The organism is Streptomyces sp. NPDC002403 (assembly GCF_053593015.1).
The window spans coordinates 1-1,837 of the sequence record NZ_JBSFBQ010000149.1 but is presented as its reverse complement, the minus strand read 5'-3'; the positions used below and the strand labels follow the sequence as shown (position 1 = coordinate 1,837).

Annotated in this window: 1 pseudogene; it reads left to right on the top strand. The window is 69.6% G+C overall.

From position 1 onward, the window contains the following. Positions 1-1,837 (top strand): annotated as a pseudogene (locus ACWCPY_RS43230) (hypothetical protein); the annotation flags it as partial.

Below are 1,837 nucleotides of genomic sequence, written 5' to 3'. Positions count from 1 at the left end.
TGCCCGCGATGCGGGAGGAGGACCTGGGCCGGCACAGCACCACCCACCTCCCGCCCATCGAAGACCTCGCCCGCACCATCCGCCAACTGGCCGGGGAACAGACCGGTGCGCAGGGCCTGGGCACCAACTCTCCGCGGGCTGGTCTCCCGGAACAGGGAACGAACCAGCCGGACCCCGACCCCGACGGCTGGATGGTCGGTACTGGTCCCAGTCTCGGTGCGTTGGCCTTTCCCGGCGCGGACGAACACGGCGACTGGACAGCCGTGACCAGGACCCTTCTCGGTCTTGGCTCCGAGGAGGAGGTGACCGCGGAGCATCACGAACAGGCGCAGCGGTTCCTCGCGGACCTTTCCCTCCAGGCCCCGCCCCCGATACCGGCGGCGGACGCCTCCCCGCCCACCGAGGCGATGGACTGGCATCCCTCCGCCGAGGAGCAGGGCCTGGACACAGGCATTCTGGGGGCCCGTCTCCCGGAGCAGGGGGAAGACCCCGGTGGGCAGGTCGTCGGTGTTCCGGGGACGGGACCGGCAGCTGGTGAGAGCGAGGACAGCGGGCCACTCGACGGACAGCAGGAGAACTACTCACTGGGTCGATTTAGTGACGCTACATGGTGGGAGGTCGGCGGTCCTTCCACCGTTGTCGGCACCAGTGGGGGGGGTGTGGGACCGAGTGGTGTGGTGTCAGTGCGTACGGGCAGCCACACCCCGGCGGACCAGGACCCCGCCCCCCCGACCACCCCACCCGCCACGGCGGACCAGGCCGGATCCGACCAGACCCATTACCCCGCCTCACCTGCACCGCTGAACATCGAGGATCTCGCCCGCACCATCCGCCAACTGGCTGGGGAACGGACTGGTGTGCACCTCGACGCCCTGACCACCCACCTCCGCGGCCAGCAGAAATTCGAGCACCTTGACCTGAAGACATACGAGATCAGGAGCGTCCTCCAGGCCGCTGGCATCAGCGTCCAGAAATTCACAGGGCTGGACGACGACAAACAGCGCGAACGGCTGGGGGTGCGGGTGGATGCCCTGGGCGGGCACGGCCTCGCCCACCTCCCGACCATCGAGGACCTCGCCCGCACCATCCGCGAGCTGGCAGCAGCGGACAACCACCGCGGTGTGCACCTTGACGCCCTGGCTGCCCACCTCCGTCAGAAGGAAGGCGTGATCAGAGACGTCCTTGAGGTCAACGGCATCAACGTCCACAGGCTCGGGCAGTGGTTCGGCGGCGAGCGGCGCTTCCGGCTGGGGGTGCGGGTGGATGCTCTGGGCGGGCATGGCCTCGCCCACCTCCCGGCCGTCGAGGACCTCGCCCGCACCATCCGCCAACTGGCGGCAACGAACAACCACCGCGGTGTGCACCTCGCCATCCTGGCCGCCCGCCTCGGTCTGGAGGAAGGCATGATCAGGGACGTCCTTGCGGCCCACGGTGTCACCGTCGAGTCACTCAAGCTGCTGGTCGGCGGCAAGCGGCTCAAGCGGCTGGGGGTGCGGGTGGATGCCCTGGGCCGGCACGGCCTCGCCGAAAACGGGCCAGGTGAACTGCCCCGGGATACCTCCGACCAACCCGGCAGGACAGCACCGCAGGAGACCACGGACCCGGCCGGCCCCGGTCACATCCACCACCCCGCCCTCCTCCCGCCGGTCACCGGGGACCTCACCCGCGCCCCCCACGCACAGGCAGCAGCGAACCACCAAGACGGTGTGCACCCCACCAACCATGCCCCACACCCGGACAGGCTGGCAGAAACCATCCCCCAGACCATCGTCCCCGGCACGACCAGCGACCGGGTCTTTGCCGCACTGAACCCCACAGAGCCGACAACAACCCAGGA